The sequence below is a fragment of the Flavobacterium sp. NPDC079362 genome, assembly GCF_050267765.1.
In the GTDB taxonomy this organism is placed as follows: Bacteria; Bacteroidota; Bacteroidia; order Flavobacteriales; family Flavobacteriaceae; genus Flavobacterium; species Flavobacterium azizsancarii.
This window is the reverse complement of the sequence record NZ_JBNNFM010000002.1, coordinates 95,215-112,910: the sequence shown is the minus strand read 5'-3', so window position 1 is coordinate 112,910 and position 17,696 is coordinate 95,215. Positions and strand designations below refer to the sequence as shown.

Here is a 17,696-nt window from a genome sequence, read left to right as displayed (position 1 = left end):
CATATAAACAATAAAACTCATAAAAGTATAAAACAAAAAAAACTCCAAAATCAAGTGACTTTGGAGTTTTTATAATTTTGTGGGCGATGAGGGGTTCGAACCCCCGACCCCCTCGGTGTAAACGAGGTGCTCTGAACCAGCTGAGCTAATCGCCCTGTTTTACCAGGTTGCTATCGTTATGTGATTGCGAGTGCAAACATACAGCTAGATTTTGTATTTTCAAGCTTTTTTAGAAAAAAAATGAAATAAATTTTAGCTTTTTTATTTACTAATCTATTTTTCAAGTTTTTAAAAAATAAATAAAAATTGATAAATCTTTATATTTAGTTAAAAACACAAATCCCTTGCCCTAATTTATAATATTACTTTGTGTTCACTTGCTATAGTCCTATATTTGCATACCTTAATTGTATACTCAAATGGCAAGATTTAAAGAAAATGATTTACCAAAATCAAAAATTACCGCTACTTCACTCAACAAAGCAACAATAATATTCAAATACGCCGGAAACCACCAATGGAAATTTTATGTTGGATTGGTTTTTCTTTTGCTTACAGGAGCCACTGCCCTCGCCTTTCCTAAATTAATGGGAATGTTGATTGACTGCGTAAAAAACAAAAATAACGATCAGGCCAATCAAATCGCATTGGGATTAATTGTTATTTTATTTCTTCAGTCCTTCTGTTCGTTTTTCAGATTGTCATTGTTTGTCAATTTTACCGAAAACACATTGGCAAACCTGCGTTTGTCTTTATATACGAATTTAGTAAAACTGCCAATGACCTTCTTCTCTCAAAAAAGAGTTGGAGAATTAAACAGTCGAATCAGTGCTGATATTACTCAGATACAAGATACATTAACGTCGACAATCGCAGAATTTTTGCGTCAGTTTATACTAATTATTGGTGGGGTTATTTTATTGGCTACAGAAAGTTTTAAATTGACTTTATTAATGTTAGCCGTAGTTCCGTTAGTAGCTGTCGCTGCTGTAATCTTTGGTCGTTTTATTAGAAAATATTCTAAACAAGTACAAGATCAGGTTGCCGAAAGCCAGGTTATTGTCGAAGAAACAATGCAAGGAATCAGCATTGTAAAAGCATTTGCAAACGAATGGTATGAAGTTGCCCGTTATAAAGGAAAAATTAGCGAAGTTGTAAAATTGGCTATAAAGGGCGGAAAATACCGTGGTTATTTTGCATCATTTATCATATTCTGTTTATTTGGTGCCATCGTTGCGGTAGTTTGGTACGGCGTACGTTTGAGCATCGCCGGAGAAATGAGCGTGGGTCAATTGATCTCATTTGTATTGTATTCTACATTTGTAGGTGCTTCATTTGGAGGAATTGCCGAACTATATGCGCAAATTCAAAAAGCAATTGGTGCTACAGAGAGGGTTTTTGAATTATTAGAAGAAACTCCAGAGAAAATAAGCGCTACACAAAACGGAGCTTCTTTAGAAAAAATCAAAGGAAATGTTTCTTTCAAAAACGTAGCTTTTAGTTACCCTTCAAGAAAAGAAGTTCAGGTTTTAAAAGATGTAAACTTTACGGCTGAATTCGGGCAAAAAATCGCCATTGTTGGTCCTAGTGGAGCAGGAAAATCAACCATTTCTTCCTTACTTCTGCGTTTTTACGATATTGAGTCCGGAGAGATTACAGTTGACGGAAAAAACATCTACGATTATGATTTAGAGAATCTTCGTGGTAATATGAGTATTGTTCCTCAGGACGTAATTTTATTTGGAGGAACTATCAAAGAAAATATTGCTTATGGAAAACCTGATGCTACAGACGAAGAAATTATGTTGGCTGCTAAACAAGCCAATGCTTTGAATTTTGTAGAAGGTTTCCCTGAAAAATTTGAAACAGTTGTTGGAGAACGCGGTGTAAAACTATCAGGCGGCCAACGTCAGCGTATTGCGATTGCAAGAGCATTGCTGAAAAATCCAAGTATTTTAATATTAGATGAAGCGACATCATCTTTAGATAGTGAAAGTGAAAAATTAGTACAAGAAGCGTTAGAACTGTTGATGGAAGGAAGAACAAGTATTATTATTGCTCACCGACTTTCGACTATTAGAAATGCGGATAAAATTTTAGTTTTAGACAATGGAAAAATAACAGAAGAAGGTACACACCAGGAATTGATCAATCTTGAAAATGGTACTTATAAAAATTTAAGCAATCTTCAGTTTAGTAACTATTAAAGAGACGAAAACACTATTAACTATTTTAAATTAAAAAAATGCCACACCTTAGAATCGTTTTAATCCTACTATTTATTATTATAAACACAATTAATGTCCTGGCTCAGGAAAAACCTTTTAACGTTGTAAATATCACTCCTGACGGATCAAAATACATCAAATTTGGAATGAACCTTCAGGTTTGGGGAAGATATTCTGAATTGAATCCTAACAGTAAAATAGGAATAAATGAAGTCGACGAAACTTTTGATGTTGTTATCAGGCGTCTGCGTTTGCAGGCAATGGGAATGCTGACAGACAATATATTTTTTCATCTTCAGTTAGGTCAGAACAATATTAATTTTACACAGAATAACGGACCTTCAAATGCACCACTTTCTGTTATGGATGCTTTGGGGGAATATCATTTTAGCGATAAACTTCATATTGGTGGTGGTTTGACAAGTTGGGGATCCGGTACAACACGTTATTCCTCAAATAGTTCGTCAGCCCAACTGACTTTAGATACACCAATGTACCAACAAATTGCAAATATATCCTCTACTTTTGGCAATCGTAACTTGAGTATTTATGCAAAGGGGTATCTTGGAGATTTTAGCTATAGAATTGCGGTTACTAACCCTTACAGAAATACTACGAACAATATCGGTTTTAATTCTACTGTTAGTCCGGAAACACCAAGAGCACAATATGCAGGGATTTTAACCTATCATTTTTTAGAAAAAGAACAAAATCTTGAAGCTTATAACAGAGGAACTTATCTAGGAACTAAAAAGGTTTTTAATGTTGGATTAGGCTATATGACGCAAGCCAATGCAATGTGGCGTTTAGATACTGATGGTTCAGGTTTGGTTCATCACGATGATATGAAAGTATTAGGATTAGATGTTTTTTATGATAGTCCAATTGGAAATAATGGTTCCGCAATTACAGCTTACGCAGCCTTTAATAACAATAATTACGGAAAGAATTATATACAATCTATCTCAATCCCTAATCCTGCGATTGCTGATCCTTCATTAATAAATGGTTCAGGAAGCGGTTTTATAGGTGTAGGAACAGGAAATATCTATTATGCACAAGTTGGTTATTTATTTAAAAATTCAGATAATGACGCAAAAAAAGGTCGTTTTCAACCTTATTTAGCCGCACAAATAGCTGATTTAGACGCTTTGAATACGCCAATGAGCATGTATGAAATTGGTGCTAATTATTATACGACAGGAACTTTTGGGCCAAAATTCAGTTTGAATTATCAAAACAGAGCCGTTTATGATAAGGCCTTATTAAATCCTAAATACACTCAGGCAGACCGTTTAGGCATGGTCGTTTTACAATGTCAGGTTTCTTTCTAAATAAAAAAATACAAGCGCAAAAAAAGCTCCAACGAAAGTTGGAGCTTTTTTTATGTAAACTATAAACTATAAACTATAAACTATAAACTGCAAACTGAGACTAAAAACTATTTCCCCTTTCTACGTTTACGTTCTGCTTTTATCATTGATAATTCGCGACTTGTTTGTCCTGCTACAGAAGTATTTTCTTCTGCACGACGAATCAGGTAAGGCATAACATCTTTGACAGGACCAAACGGCAGGTATTTTGCAACATTATAACCGTTTTCAGCCAAATTATAACTGATATTATCACTCATTCCGTACAATTGTCCGAACCAGATTTTATTATCGTTTTTAGCAATTCCGCTTTCTGACATCATTTCCATCAATTTATAAGAACTCGACTCGTTGTGAGTTCCTGCAAAAATTGACATTATCTCTAAATGCTCTAACATATAATGTACAGCAGCATCATAATTAATATCTGTTGCTTCTTTAGAAACACAAATTGGCGAAACATAATTTTTCTCTTCCGCTCTTTTGTTTTCTTTTTCCATATAGGCACCGCGAACCAGTTTCATTCCAATAAAAAAGCCTTCTTTCTTAGCGGTTTCGTGCAGGTTTTTCAAATAATCCAAACGGTCCCAACGATACATCTGCAAAGTATTAAAAACAATCGTTTTTTCTTTATTGTATTTGCGCATCATTTCAGTAACGAGATCATCGGCAGCATCCTGCATCCAGCTTTCTTCACCATCAATTAATAAAGCAACATCTTTTTTATGTGCTTCACTGCATATTTTGTCAAAACGAGCAACTACCCTATTCCACTCTTCCTGTTCAGCCGGATTCAAAGTTTGTTTTTCGCCCAGTTTCTCGTACAGTTCAAAACGCCCTAAACCAGTTGGTTTAAATACAGCAAAAGGAATTGCAAGGCGTTCTTTGGCAAAATCAACTGTTCTTAAAGTCATTTCTAATGCCGCATCAAACTGTTCTTCCTCTTCTTTTCCTTCTACAGAATAATCCAATACAGACGAAACCCCTTTGGTAAACATTTTGTCTACTACACTAAGGCAGTCATTTTCGTTTATACCACCACAAAAATGGTCGAAAACAGTTGCACGAATTAATCCTTCTACCGGAAGATTTGCTTTTATGGCAAAATTGGTAACAGCAGTTCCTATTCTTACTAAGGGCTGGCTGTCGATCATTTTAAAAAGAAAATAAGCTCTGTCAAGTTCCGTATCGCTTTTTAACGAAAATGCAACTTGAGTGTTATCGAATATTTTTTCCATTAAGGTCAGTTTTTTGTGCAAATATAGACAGAGTTTTAAATATTATTTACCAAAACATCGCATATTTTTCAATATCGTTAATAACATTATTAAAAATATTACATAATTAAGCATAGGTTTCTTGCCGCAATAGGATTTTAGTTTACTGAAAAATAAAATAAACCGTCTAAAACTCAAATAAAATCGTTCGTTTTAAAACAAATTAGAACAAAACTTTGAATATTATTTAGTTAAAAATGCCTTATTTTGCGTTTTCAATTAACTACAGAAATATGCAATCTATTCAAGCCAATAATTATCTCGTTCATTTTAATCAAAATGCATACGAAGCACTAAATAATCACTTAAAAGAAAATAAATACTCTAATTTGTTTATTATAGTTGATAATGATACAAATGAGTATTGTTTGCCAAAGTTTTTGCCCTTACTTGAAACTGATTTAACAATCGAAATTATTGAATTTGAATCAGGAGAAATCAATAAAAATATTGAAACTTGTATCGAAATCTGGAAAGTATTAACAGAACTAGGTGCAGATAGAAAATCTCTTGTGATAAACCTTGGCGGAGGTGTTGTAACAGATTTAGGTGGTTTTGTTGCTTCAACTTTCAAACGTGGAGTTGATTTTATAAACATTCCAACAACCCTATTGTCAATGGTAGATGCTTCTGTTGGAGGAAAAACGGGAGTTGATTTAGGGAATCTTAAAAACCAAATAGGTGTAATTAACGTACCTCAAATGGTATTAATTGACACTCAGTATCTTGAAACCTTACCACAAAGCGAAATGCGATCCGGTCTTGCAGAAATGTTAAAACACGGACTTATATATGATGCTGGTTACTGGAAAAAGTTTTTAGATTTAAAAGCAATTGACTTTGCTGATTTTGATGAATTAATTTATCGTTCTGTTGAAATTAAGAATGATATCGTTATACAAGATCCAACTGAAAAAAATATTCGTAAAGCATTAAATTTCGGACACACATTAGGTCATGCAATCGAAAGTTATTTTCTGGAAAGCGAAACTAAAAAAACATTGTTACACGGTGAAGCCATTGCTATTGGAATGATTTTGGAAAGTTACATCTCATTGCATAAAAACTTGATCACAGCAGAAGAATACGCTGAAATAAAAACGGCCATTAAAAGCATTTATGATGATGTTATTATAGAGGAAAATGATATCGATCCGATCCTGGAATTACTGATTCACGACAAAAAAAATGAGTACGGTTTAATTCAATTTGCATTAATTGAAGGAATCGGAAAAATAAAAATTAATCAATCCGTTGAAAATAAATTGATTCTAGACGCGTTTCAGGATTATAAATCTTAAACTTTTTTTAATAAAAAGCTTTGCATTAGGTATAGATTATTTTTTACATTTGCCACGATGAAAACAAACAATAAACAAAGACAATTCAGTTCTTATAGAAACCGTCTCAATAGTTCCTTGCTAAGGATGTTGAACCGTTTTTATAATAGTAAAAGTCCGTTCTATTGCGATGTTTTTTTATACTCGAAAGCAGAACATGAAAAACTGCAAATTGTATTTGCGAATATTAGGGTTTGAATTTTAGATTTAGCACAGTTTTCTAAATTAAAAAATACATTTCTAAATATCAAAAAATACAATGAATACAAAATATTCTGATCTAATAAATCAAACGTACTATTTTCCACAAACGGAATTTAAATTAAACAAAGACAATCTGCAATTTCACAATATCGATTTGATGAAGTTAGTGGAGCAATACGGTACGCCATTAAAATTTACTTATTTACCACAGATTTCCGAGAACATCAATAAGGCAAAAGCCTGGTTCAGAAAATCAATGGAAAAGAATAAATACGATGCAAAATATTACTATTGTTATTGTACAAAAAGCTCTCATTTTGAATATATTATGAATGAAGCTTTCAAGAATAACATTCACATAGAAACATCATCAGCATTTGATGTTAATATTGTAGAAAACTTGCTTGAAAATGGCAAAATCAACAAAAGTACTTATGTTATTTGTAATGGTTTTAAAAGAGACGAATACATTACCAATATTGCACGATTAATCAATAGCGGACATAAAAATACTATTCCAATTATTGATAATTATGAAGAATTAGATTTACTTCAGGCTGAAATTAAAGGAAAATTCAAAATTGGAATCCGTATCGCAGCTGAAGAAGAGCCTAAATTTGAGTTTTATACCTCTAGATTAGGTATTGGATACAAGAACATAGTTTCTTTTTATAAAAAACAAATCCAGGAAAATGACCGATTAGAGCTTAAAATGCTTCACTTTTTCATTAATACCGGAATAAACGATACTTCTTACTACTGGAATGAGTTAGTAAAATGTATTAAAGTATATATTGCGCTTAAAAAGGAATGCCCTACTCTTGATGGTCTTAACATTGGAGGTGGTTTCCCTATTAAAAACTCTCTTGCATTTGAGTACGATTATCAATATATGATTGATGAAATTATCAATCAGATTAAAATAGCTTGCGATGAAGCCGAAGTTGATGTTCCAAACATCTTTACTGAATTTGGATCATTTACTGTAGGTGAAAGCGGTGGCGCAATCTATCAGATTTTGTATCAAAAACAACAAAATGATAGAGAAAAATGGAATATGATTGATTCGTCATTCATTACCACTTTGCCGGATACTTGGGCGATAAACAAACGATTTATCATGCTGGCGGTTAACCGCTGGAACGATACTTACGAACGGGTTTTATTAGGAGGTTTGACTTGCGATAGTGACGATTATTACAATTCAGAGCAAAATATGAATGCCATTTATTTGCCTAAATACAGCAAAGAAAAACCATTATATATTGGTTTCTTTAATACTGGTGCGTATCAGGAAACCATTGGAGGTTACGGAGGTTTACACCACTGTTTGATTCCACAGCCTAAACATATTTTAATAGATCGTGACGAAAACGGCATTTTAGCCACTGAAGTTTTCTCAGAACAGCAAACTTCTGATGATGTATTGAAAATTTTAGGATATACTAAAAAAGTATAAAAAAAAACCTGCAAATTAAAAGTTGATATCTATAAAATTATTAATTTGCAGTATCATCCAAAAAGGTTAAACTTTTAATTCAAAAACAAAAAAAAACAAAAAAAAAATGAAAGGACCAATCAGTCAGTTTATTGAAAAACATTACTTACACTTTAATTCCGCTTCTTTGGTTGATGCTGCAAAAGCATACGAACAACAATTGGCAAATGGTGCTAAGATGATGGTAAGTATGGCTGGCGCTATGAGTACAGCAGAAATTGGTAAAATTTTTGCTGAAATAATCAGACAGGACAAAGTTCAGATTATTTCATGTACAGGAGCCAATCTAGAAGAAGACATCATGAATTTAGTGGCACACTCTCACTACGAAAGGGTACCAAACTATCGTGATTTAACTCCGGAAGACGAATGGGCTTTGCTTGAAAGAGGACTAAATCGTGTTACTGACACTTGTATTCCTGAGCATGAAGCATTTCGTCGTTTACAAAAACACATTTACAAAATCTGGAAAGATGCAGATGACAAAGGAGAACGTTATTTTCCTCATGAATTTATGTATAAAATGTTGTTATCCGGTGTATTAGAAGAATATTACGAAATAGATTTAAAAGATAGCTGGATGTATGCAGCTGCAGAGAAAAACTTACCTATTATTGTACCAGGTTGGGAAGATAGTACGATGGGGAATATCTTTGCGTCATACGTGATAAAAGGAGATTTGAAAGCTTCTACAATGAAGTCAGGAATCGAATACATGGTTTTCCTTTCAGACTGGTATCCAAAAAACAGTACTAACGGAATTGGATTTTTTCAAATTGGTGGTGGTATTGCAGGAGATTTTCCTATTTGTGTGGTGCCAATGTTGTATCAGGATATGGAAATGCATGATATTCCGTTCTGGAGTTATTTCTGTCAGATTTCAGATTCGACAACTAGTTACGGATCTTATTCAGGAGCCGTTCCAAACGAGAAAATCACTTGGGGTAAATTAGATATTAAAACCCCAAAATTCATTATTGAGTCGGATGCAACCATTGTTGCCCCGTTAATTTTTGCTTACTTATTAGATTTATAGGATATTTATGAAAAGAGTTATAGTAGACTACGCTAAACTTACCAACGAAATTTTGAACCTTTTGGTAGAAAAATTTCCTGATGGTTATGATGATTCGGATGTTATCCGTTTTAGAAATGCTAAAAACGAATTAATCGAAGCTGTTGAAGTTCGTACTGAAGACACTATTTATTTAGTAAAAATTAGTACTAAACTTGCTGATAGAATTGAGAATTACGACGAAGATGACGACATCGATCTTGATGTTGACACAATCGAACCGGTAAAAGGTCTTGATCTTGATGATGATAGTGATGATGACGAAGACGATGATGCAATTGATAAACCAGATACTGATGGCGCAGATGATGATGACGATGAGGATAGAGATCCGGATGATATTGCTGACGAAGATGATGAAGAAGATGAAGATTAATCTACATCTTTCAAAATAAACTAAAGGAACTCTATTGGGTTCCTTTTTTTATTAAATAACAAAAAAAATAATTAAATATAAGAAAATTACTATAGTTGGTATTTTTTGCTATATTTAACGATCGATAAATATCAGCTCAATGACTTCAGAAGTTTTACACGCCAAATTAAAAGAAAATTTTGGATTTGAAAAATTCAGGCCCAATCAGGAAACGATAATAAATACTATACTTTCCGGCCAGGATACTTTAGCTATTATGCCAACAGGCGGCGGAAAATCAATTTGTTTTCAGTTGCCCGCTTTAGTTTTACCCGGAATCACAATTGTTATTTCTCCTTTAATCGCCTTGATGAAAGATCAGGTTGATAGTTTAAAGACCAACGGAATCAATGCCTGTTATATAAATAGCAGTCAATCGAGTGAAGAACAGCAATTTTATATAGACAACTTAAAATCAAATAAATTTAAGCTTGTTTATATTGCGCCTGAAAGTTTATCTTATTTAGATGTTGTTTTTAACGAATTGGTTGTCAGTCTAATTGCAATTGATGAAGCGCATTGTATTTCGTCCTGGGGACACGACTTTCGTCCGGCATATACGAATTTGGGATATTTAAAAAGCCGCTTCCCTTCTACTCCGGTACTTGCTTTGACGGCAACAGCAGATAAGGCAACTCGTACAGATATTACAAAACAGCTAAATTTAAGAAATCCAAAAACTTTTGTGGCTTCTTTTGACAGGATAAATTTAAGCTTAGAAGTGCGTCCGGCACTGGATCGTGTTAAGCAAATTATTGATTTTGTCGAAAACAAACCCAACGAATCCGGTATTATTTACTGCCTGAGTCGAAAAACAACAGAAGAACTTGCTTTAAAACTTCAAAAAAATGGAGTTAAAGCAAAAGCCTATCACGCTGGTTTAGAAAATAAACTTCGCGCAAAAACACAAGACGAATTTATAAACGACGACTGCCAGGTCGTTTGTGCAACGATTGCTTTTGGAATGGGAATCGATAAATCAAATGTTCGTTGGGTAATTCATTATAATCTTCCCAAAAATATCGAAGGGTATTATCAGGAAATTGGTCGTGCCGGTCGTGATGGATTACCAGCAGAAACAGTTTTATTTGAAAGTTATGCAGATGTGATTCAGCTTCAGAAATTTGCTTCTGAAGGATTGAACTCAGATGTTCAGCTGGCAAAACTGGAAAGAATGAAACAATATGCCGATGCTTTGAGCTGCAGGCGAAAAATCCTGCTTTCTTATTTCGGTGAATTAGTAAAAGAGAATTGCGGTAACTGCGATATTTGCAAAAATCCTCCAACTTTTTTCGATGGTACGATTCTCGCGCAAAAAGCACTGTCGGCTATAAGCCGTTTACAGGAATCTGAGCCTTTGGCTGTGATTGTTGATTTTCTGCGTGGTTCTAAAAATGCATATATCTACGAAAAAAATTATCAAGACTTAAAAACGTACGGAATTGGCGATGACATATCATGGTACGATTGGAATCAATATCTTATTCAGTTAATAAATCTTGGGTATTGCGAAATTGCATTTCATCAGCATAATAAAATTTTGCTGACTCCTTTTGCGAAGAAAGTGTTATTTGAAGGTGAAAAAGTCAAGTTGAATACTGTCGTCAAAAAAGTAATTGACAAAAGCGAAATCAAGGAAACAAAAACTAGAGCAGCCAAAAATTCTCTTTTTGAAATTCTGCGAAAATTACGTTATGAAATTTCTAAGGATGAAGAAGTTCCCGCTTATGTAATTTTTAGTGATGCCGCTTTAAGACAAATGGAAACTTTGCGCCCAATGAGCGATGAAGAGTTCCTTGCAATCGATGGTGTTGGTAAAGCAAAACTTGAAAAATATGGTCAGGAGTTTATAGATGCCATTGTTTATTACGAGAATGCAAAAAAGACAAAAATTAAATCTAAAAAAGAAGGTAACACATATAAAACAACTTTAGAGTTGTTCCAAAATGGAGTTTCTGTAAAAGAAATTGCTGAGCAGCGAAATTTAGGATACACAACTATTATTTCGCATTTAGCAAAATTATATGTAGACGGAAGTGATATTGATTTAAGTTCGTTTGTTTCAGAAAAAGAAGTGATGCAGTTGCATAAAGCCCAAATTGAACTTGAATATCCAACGGCATTAAAACCATATTTTGATCACTTTGAAGAAAAACTTTCTTATGATAAAATTAGGTTAGGTCTTGCTGTGGTGGAGAGAAATAAATAATTTTTAATGAATTATTCTTTTTCGTATCAAATCACCAACTTTACTCAAGCTTATTAAAAGCGACAAATCCGACAGATTTTTAAAACCTGTCGGGTTTACTTTTCCGTGTGATTCTGTCATTTCGAACGAAGAGATACCCGAGCGATAGCGAACAGACGAAGTAAATCACGCTAGAAACTCCGTACAGAATATCGTCATTTTTTTTGATCAGCTTACGCGACTTCTCTCCCGAAGTTTCGTCAGTAAGAAATGACATAAAATTGAGCTAAACAAAAAAATCCTGTAAAGAATAAACTTCACAGGATTTTTTTATTTTTAAAAAGTAAACTTATAAATACCGCTCTTCAAAAACTTTTTGATGGTGCTTTTGATGTCCGATAATCACAAACCCTAAAGCACCGGCAGAAATATGAAACGTTGATGCGGTTCCTATTCTCCTAAATTGTTCCTGAGATAAGCTTTTGTAAAACAACAAAGTTGAATGCCTTAAAGCGGAAAATTCAGTCAGTAAATCCTGAAGACTTCTTTTGTTTGCATCTGTATTATCTACATAATCATTTTCTTCAAATCCCGGTAATGCAGTTTTATCATTTCTTGAAAACCGCAGAGCTCGATAAGCAAAAATGCGTTCGCAATCAATTAAATGTTGAATAATTTCCTTAATCGTCCATTTGCCTTCGGCATAGCGATAATCGAATTTATCCATTGGAATATTTTGCACAAATCTGATAAAATCATGAAGAGAAATTTCAAGCTCTTCAATCAAATTTATTTCTCCGGCTTCAAGAACATAATTGGCAAAAGGACCGGAATATTCTGTTTCTAATAATTGACTTGAATTCATTTTTTACAATTTTTAATATCCTTAAACTCTTTCAATCCGAATCTTTATGCTGAGTTTCTACTCGCATTCGTGTTCCCGAAAAGTGATCTTGTTACAATTTTTTCATACACTTTTACAAGCTCTTCATTTACTATTTCTTCTTTGTTCAATTCATTAATTCTTAACAAAGCATATTGTTGTATTGTTAACAGTGGCAATACAATACGTTCTCTTACCTGAATAGATGCTATACCATCAGGGTAATTTTCCATAAGCGTTTTATGTCCTGCAATTTTAAGCAACAAACGTTTTGTTTCCTGAAATTCATCATAGATAATTTGCCAGAATTCGCCAAACTCAGGATCGTTTCTCATATATGCCGTTAGTGGTAAAAATGATTTTGCCAATGACATCATACTGTTTTCAAGTAACGTTTTAAAGAATAAAGAATTGTGATACAAATCATGTACTTTATCCCACTGATTGGTTTCTTCAAAATGTTTTAATGCAGATCCTACACCAAAAAATCCTGGTACATTTTGTTTTAACTGACTCCATGATCCTACGAAAGGAATTGCTCTTAAATCAGCAAAATCCAATGATTCAGATTTACTTCTTTTAGATGGACGGCTTCCAATATTTGTTTTAGAATAATACTTAAGCGTACTCATCTTTTCTAAATACGGAATGAACTTAGGGTGATTTTTAAAACTTAAATATTTTTCATATCCTAAATCTGCCAATTGAGTTAAAATCTGAGTTTCTTCAGAACTTAATTCATTTTTTCCTTTACTGAAAACCTGATTTGTAACACCGGCACTTAGTAAATTCTCGATATTGTAACGACAAGAATCTAAAGTTCCAAAATTTGAACTAATAGTTTGTCCCTGAACAGTAATTTGAATTTCGTTATTTTCGATTTTTGGCCCTAAAGACGCATAAAACTTATGAGTTTTTCCACCACCACGAGCCGGAGGTCCGCCACGTCCGTCGAAGAAAATAGCTTTTATACCATATTTTCTCGAGATTTCAGTAAGAGCAATTTTTGCCTGATAAATACTCCAGTTTGCCATTAAGTAACCGCCATCTTTAGTTCCGTCAGAGAAACCTAACATGATAGTTTGCTTATTGCCTCTTGCCTGCAAGTGTTTTGAATATTCAGGATTAGTATACAATTGCTCCATTATTTGATGTGCATTTTGCAAATCGTCAACAGATTCAAAAAGCGGAATGATATCTACAGTTGGGTTTTCCCAATTGTTTAATCTGATCATTGCAAAAGTTTCCATTACATTCAGGGCGCTTTCATTATTACTAATGATATAGCGGTTCGCACCAAATTCTCCGTTTGCTTTTTGAATAGTTTTGATAGCCTGAACTGATTCAAGGGTAGATCTTGTAATTTCATCAGCGAAATCGGCAGGATTTAAATCTCCTTTTACCTTAGATAAAACTATAAGTTTTTCGTCTTCTGACAATTCAAAATAATTGGCAGGAAATATTTCTGAACCGGAATTCAGATAATGATTAACGACATCATTAAAAACGGCATCGTGAATTTTACTATTCTGACGAATGTCTAATGTTGCAAAATGAAAACCAAAAAGATTGATTTTTACCAAAAACGCTTCCAGCTCATCTAAGTATAATGACTGATGTTTTTCGATAATTATATCTCTTATAAGATTTAATTGAGATAATAACTCTTCTAAAGTAATGTAAATTTCACCTTTAGAATAAAATACAGAACGATAAAGTTTATGTTCAAGATCAGCTACCAAAGTATCTACGCCGGAGAAAGTTAACTTACGTTTTAAACTTCTCATTTCGATATAATAACATTTCAAAATTGAAGTACGAAGACGGTCTGCAACTTTCAAAGTGATTTCGGTAGTTACGAAAGGATTTCCATCGCGATCTCCTCCCGGCCAAAATCCAAGTTTGATTAATTGATTTTTAATGGCGCTTCCCTGAAGAATATTTTTTTGCAAATAATGAACAATTTCTCCTGAAGTAGCATAAAATACATTTTCCAGATACCAGATCAAACTAACCGCTTCATCATAAGGATTCGGTTTTTCATTTTGGATAAAAGGTGTTTTTCCTAACTGCGCCAATAGTTCTTTTATTTTTAATAAATCATTTGAACGAATTGCTTCAGTCAAATCATTTATAATCCCTAAAACCGGTCCAGGGTAAAACTGCGTTGGATGCGCTGTTAAAACGGTTCTGACATTAAATTCTTCCAGGAATTGGATCAATTCATCGTCTTTCTCCTTAGCATCTGATTTTTCTTTGATATCACGCAAAGAACCTCTTCCTTCCATATTGTTAACCTCAGGAAAGGCAGCGTCTTCAATGGCATCAAACAATACAATCTGACGCTCTATGTATTGAATAAATCGAAACATAAGATCGATTTTTTCTGTTTCAGAAGCTTCGTTTATATACCTGTTAGAAAAGAAATTAAAAATCTCTTTAGGTGTTTCATTCTTTTTAAATCCCGTTTCGCATGTCTCAGTAAATAAAGGAAGTAAAACTCCGGTATTATCTATTGAATCAAAAGGCAATGTTATAAATACACTATTATAAATGTGGTATTTGGAGAGAACGTCTTGATTAAAACGTTCTATTTTAGGCAACGTATACATAATTCTGTTGTAGTTGGTTGGTTAATTAGTCATAAAAAAACCCCAAGAATAAACTTGAGGTTATATTTTAATATAGCATTCAAGAAAAAATTACATATTTTTAAAAATAGTATGCATCAAACGCTTCTTATCGTTTATACTTTCTTCTAATGAAATCATAGTTTCTGTTCTGTAAACACCATCAATATCGTCTATCATAAAGATAACCTCTTTTGCGTGCTTAGTATCTTTTGCTCTAATTTTGCAAAAAATATTGAATTTCCCAGTCGTTACAGAAGCTACTGTTACGAACGGAATTTGATTGATTCGCTCTAATACAAATTTAGTTTGCGACGTATTGTTAAGAAACACACCTACATAAGCAATAAATGAATATCCTAATTTATCGTAATCTAAAGCCAATGAAGACCCCATTATTATCCCTGCGTCTTCCATTTTCTTTACCCTAACATGCACTGTACCAGCAGATATCAATAGTTTTTTTGCAATGTCAGTAAACGGAACTCTCGTATTGTCTATTAACATATCTAAAATCTGGTGATCTACTTCATCTAAACGAAATTTACTCATAATTCTTTAATTAATATTACTAATTGCTATTACAAAGTATAAAAATATATATAAAAAACAACAAATTCACATAAAAATTAACTTTTTATCAATCCGTTAACAAATTTAACATTTTTATTTAAATAAAAATTTGCTTTTTGATTCAATTTGGGAAAATTAGTAAAGTCATCGGAATAAACTGCTCCTTTTGCATCATATTCATAATGTCCGAAATAATTTTCTAACTCACCTACTTCAACTATATAAGCATTAAAGTGAATCTTATTTTCAATCAATTCTTCTTTGTATTGTGCGACAAAATTCGTAATAATTTCGATACCATCATAATTTATTTTGATATTTTTATACATAAAATCATAAAAAACCACTTTATTTTGTGAAATATTCAAATAATCATTAATTCTATTGTCAACTAAATCGTTTTCGCAAATTAGCTCAAAGCTTGATAAAAGTGAGAAAAATATGAATTTTCGGGTGATCTCACGTTCGTAATCATTAGGAAAATGACCTGCTTCAAACAAAATAGTTGGTACTCCCATAAACTGAAAAGTATCTCCTATACAATTGATATTAAAAGAATCATCAAAACGACCAACCTGTCCGGGGATATATTCCTGCAAGACATCATTTATCCCGGCAATGATGTTAATTGCTTTCAATCTGGTCTCATTTACATCTCTTTCTTCATTATAAGAAGGAGCTAAAAATGATACTGTAGCTGGTTTTCCCGTTGTTCCTGCTCCAAAAATAGTACGCTGATCATGAAGATTGAAACAAAAATGAGGTTTAAACGCTTCAAATGTCTCTCTTAAAATTTTACTTTCCGGCTGTGTCAGATTTTGAGAGTCACGATTCAAATCTACTTTATTGGCATTTTCACGTGTATAAAGTCTGGCTCCATCAGGATTTAGGATAGGAATTGCATAAAACGTAAAGGTTCTAAGCATTTTTTTGGCAAATTCTGATCCACTGTTTAGTACATTAATATAGTCAAATAATGCTTTTGTTGTTGTGCTTTCATTTCCGTGCATCTGCGACCACAGATAAATACGAATGTTTCCCGTACCAATTTTATAACTATAAATAGGTTCGTCTAAAACTGATCTTCCAATTATTTGAACTTGGTTATTAGTATTTAGTTTATCTAATAAAGGTTGAATATGATCTAAAGTCAAGTAGCGACCTTCTATTGATTTTTCTTTGTACTGGCTGAATAATTCTTCTAAATTCATTGTCTTTTGATTAGTTTACAAAAGTAAACATCTTTATTTTTACAATTGTAAACAAGTAAAAAACCGAGTAATTTATAATTGTAAACATGATTTTGTTCAATATTTAGCGCTGTGTCTGAATTAGAGTTAACAAATGTTATTACTTTAAATAAAACAAAAATAGTTATTGTATATTAGATAGTTATGCTATATTAATTAATGTTATAGTTTATATATTAAAGTCTGCTTTTTATAATTTACAACTGTAAAATTGCTTTATCAACTTCTTTTAGTTACATTTGTAAACAACGATTCAAATAACAATAATTTACAATGGTAAACATCGATGATTTTGTAAAACGTCTTGAAATCATACTTGAGTATTATACTCTAAACGCCTCTTCTTTCGCAGATAAAATTGGTGTGCAACGTTCAAGTATGTCTCACCTGCTTTCAGGAAGAAACAAACCCAGTTTAGATTTTGTGATGAAAATTTTGGAAGTTTTTCCGGATGTAGACTTGTATTGGATTCTAAATGGTACAGGAAGTTTTCCGAAAAATAATGAAGAAAAATCAGAAAATATAAAAACCCCGCCTCTCTCCTCTGTGAAAGAAAATTTAGCAGGCGGCGATTTATTTTCTGAGATTTATTATAAGCAAGCTGAAAAATCAGAAAGTAAATCTTCTCCGGAAATTAAAAGTCAAAATTTAAATACCGAAGAAGGTGAAATTGAGAAAATAGTAATTTTTTATAAAAACGGAAAATTTAAGGCATATAACCCTTAACGTGGAAAACTCGCATATTTCAAAAATTTTTAAAAT

The 17,696-nt window shown here is 32.8% G+C and carries 13 protein-coding genes and 1 tRNA gene; 8 read left to right on the top strand and 6 right to left on the bottom strand.

Features of this window, described 5'->3' with window-relative positions; genetic code table 11:
* Positions 1-80 precede the first annotated feature (80 nt).
* Positions 81-155: transfer RNA gene (locus ACQKCJ_RS02680), tRNA-Val, on the bottom strand.
* Positions 156-419: 264 nt separating this feature from the next.
* Between ACQKCJ_RS02680 and ACQKCJ_RS02675 the strand changes: the two genes are divergently transcribed.
* Both ACQKCJ_RS02675 and ACQKCJ_RS02670 read left to right on the top strand, forming a co-directional pair.
* Positions 420-2,207 carry an ABC transporter ATP-binding protein gene (locus tag ACQKCJ_RS02675; RefSeq protein ID WP_271334829.1) on the top strand — a complete coding sequence of 596 codons (1,788 nt, stop codon included), beginning with the start codon at positions 420-422 and terminating at the stop codon, positions 2,205-2,207.
* Positions 2,208-2,245: 38 nt separating this feature from the next.
* Complete coding sequence (locus tag ACQKCJ_RS02670) at positions 2,246-3,562, top strand: hypothetical protein (RefSeq protein ID WP_427401292.1); 1,317 nt, start codon at positions 2,246-2,248, stop codon at positions 3,560-3,562.
* 107 nt (positions 3,563-3,669) lie between these two features.
* Here ACQKCJ_RS02670 and ACQKCJ_RS02665 read toward each other — a convergent pair whose 3' ends face one another.
* The gene (locus ACQKCJ_RS02665; RefSeq protein ID WP_271334827.1) at positions 3,670-4,839 is read right to left on the bottom strand and encodes a proline dehydrogenase family protein; all 1,170 of its coding nucleotides are present in this window, start codon (positions 4,837-4,839) and stop codon (positions 3,670-3,672) included.
* Positions 4,840-5,111: 272 nt separating this feature from the next.
* Here ACQKCJ_RS02665 and aroB point away from each other — a divergent pair, with 272 nt between their 5' ends.
* The 5 genes from aroB to recQ all read left to right on the top strand — a co-directional run bounded on the left by aroB (position 5,112) and on the right by recQ (position 11,619).
* Positions 5,112-6,179 (top strand): 3-dehydroquinate synthase, encoded by a 1,068-nt coding sequence (aroB, locus tag ACQKCJ_RS02660; protein WP_271334826.1) that lies wholly within the window; start codon positions 5,112-5,114, stop codon positions 6,177-6,179.
* A gap of 298 nt (positions 6,180-6,477) precedes the next feature.
* A complete protein-coding gene (locus tag ACQKCJ_RS02655; RefSeq protein ID WP_089481697.1) occupies positions 6,478-7,881 on the top strand; it encodes an arginine decarboxylase in 1,404 nt (467 codons plus the stop codon).
* A gap of 106 nt (positions 7,882-7,987) precedes the next feature.
* Complete coding sequence (locus tag ACQKCJ_RS02650) at positions 7,988-8,956, top strand: deoxyhypusine synthase family protein (protein WP_065450200.1); 969 nt, start codon at positions 7,988-7,990, stop codon at positions 8,954-8,956.
* A gap of 7 nt (positions 8,957-8,963) precedes the next feature.
* Positions 8,964-9,371 carry a DNA primase gene (locus ACQKCJ_RS02645; protein ID WP_271334824.1) on the top strand — a complete coding sequence of 136 codons (408 nt, stop codon included), beginning with the start codon at positions 8,964-8,966 and terminating at the stop codon, positions 9,369-9,371.
* 139 nt (positions 9,372-9,510) lie between these two features.
* Entirely contained in the window at positions 9,511-11,619 is a 2,109-nt protein-coding gene (gene recQ, locus ACQKCJ_RS02640; RefSeq protein WP_271334823.1) for a DNA helicase RecQ, read from the top strand.
* A 328-nt stretch (positions 11,620-11,947) separates the two neighbouring features.
* Here recQ and ACQKCJ_RS02635 read toward each other — a convergent pair whose 3' ends face one another.
* From ACQKCJ_RS02635 to ACQKCJ_RS02620, 4 genes are all read right to left on the bottom strand, one after another.
* Positions 11,948-12,463, bottom strand: coding sequence for a DinB family protein (locus tag ACQKCJ_RS02635; protein ID WP_271334822.1), 516 nt, complete (start codon positions 12,461-12,463; stop codon positions 11,948-11,950).
* 44 nt (positions 12,464-12,507) lie between these two features.
* Positions 12,508-15,093, bottom strand: a complete 2,586-nt coding sequence (locus ACQKCJ_RS02630; RefSeq protein WP_271334821.1) for a phosphoenolpyruvate carboxylase — start codon at positions 15,091-15,093, stop codon at positions 12,508-12,510.
* Positions 15,094-15,183: 90 nt separating this feature from the next.
* Entirely contained in the window at positions 15,184-15,663 is a 480-nt protein-coding gene (locus ACQKCJ_RS02625) for an Lrp/AsnC family transcriptional regulator (RefSeq protein ID WP_008468989.1), read from the bottom strand.
* A gap of 77 nt (positions 15,664-15,740) precedes the next feature.
* Complete coding sequence (locus ACQKCJ_RS02620) at positions 15,741-16,895, bottom strand: M14 family metallopeptidase (RefSeq protein WP_427401291.1); 1,155 nt, start codon at positions 16,893-16,895, stop codon at positions 15,741-15,743.
* 312 nt (positions 16,896-17,207) lie between these two features.
* On the opposite strand from ACQKCJ_RS02620, the gene ACQKCJ_RS02615 reads away from it, so the two are divergent.
* Positions 17,208-17,660 (top strand): helix-turn-helix domain-containing protein, encoded by a 453-nt coding sequence (locus ACQKCJ_RS02615; RefSeq protein WP_271334819.1) that lies wholly within the window; start codon positions 17,208-17,210, stop codon positions 17,658-17,660.
* Positions 17,661-17,696 lie beyond the last annotated feature (36 nt).